We start from the raw sequence: 1,152 nt of genomic DNA, 5'->3' as shown, positions 1-1,152 counted from the left end.
CTAGTGGATTGATCGGGACGGAAGAGTCCTGTTGGGGATTCCGGCCGCTGATGCGGTGTGCGACATTGCGGGATGCGTACCGGTATCAGGATCGAAGTCACGGCTTCGGAAAAGGGTCGGCTTGAAGCGATCGTTGCGGCGCGGAGTTCGCCGCAGAAGCATGTCTGGCGCGCGCGCATCATTCTGCTGACCGATCAGGGTCTTGGGACCCTCGCGATCATGGCGGCGACAGCCAAGTCGAAGACCTGCGTGTGGCGCTGGCAGGAACGCTTCATGGCCGAGAGGGTCGACGGGTTGCTGCGCGACAAGACCCGGCGTCCAGGCATCGCGCCGCTTGAGGCCGCGCTGGTCGACAAGGTCGTGGCGCTGACACTCGAGCCGCCCGCCCACGAGGCGACGCACTGGACGGTTCGCGCGATGGCTAAGGCCGTCGGCATCGCCGCGTCCTCGGTCGTGAAGATCTGGCACGACCACGGCCTCGCTCCCCACCGCTGGCGCAGTTTCAAGCTGTCCAACGACAAGGCTTTTGCTGAAAAGCTTCATGACGTGGTCGGGCTCTACGTCTCGCCGCCTGCCCACGCCATCGTGCTGTCGGTCGACGAAAAGAGCCAGATCCAGGCGCTCGATCGCACCCAGCCGGGGTTGCCGTTGAAACGCGGCCGCGGGGCAACCATGACGCACGACTACAAGCGCAATGGCACCACGACCCTGTTTGCCGCGCTCAATATCCTCGATGGCTCGGTGATCGGCCGCAACATGCAGCGCCACCGGCATCAGGAGTTCATCCGATTTCTGAACGCCATCGAGGCCGAAATGCCAGCCGGCAAGGCCGTCCACGTCATCCTCGACAACTATGCCACCCACAAGCAGCCCAAGGTCCGCGCCTGGCTGGCCAGACATCCGCGCTGGACCTTTCACTTCGTGCCGACCTCCTGCTCATGGCTCAACGCCGTCGAGGGCTTCTTCGCCAAGCTGACCCGACGGCGTCTGAAAAACGGCGTTTTCCATTCCGTCGTCGACCTGCAGGCCGCCATCAACCGCTTCATCAAGGAGCACAACCGGGAACCACGCCCGTTCCTATGGAAAGCCGATCCCGACCACATCATCGCAGCCGTTAGGCGCGGGCATCAAACGTTGGAATCAATCCACTAG

General features: G+C 63.2%; 1 protein-coding gene. It reads left to right on the top strand.

Features of this window, described 5'->3' with window-relative positions; translation table 11 throughout:
* Window positions 1–72 precede the first annotated feature (72 nt).
* Complete coding sequence (locus tag AC1D34_RS37825) at window positions 73–1,152, top strand: IS630 family transposase (RefSeq protein WP_476827060.1); 1,080 nt, start codon at window positions 73–75, stop codon at window positions 1,150–1,152.

This window comes from Allobosea sp. P1_A7, from assembly GCF_056406775.1.
Note: the sequence above shows the minus strand (reverse complement) of the source record. Positions and strands in the feature narration are given on the sequence as shown.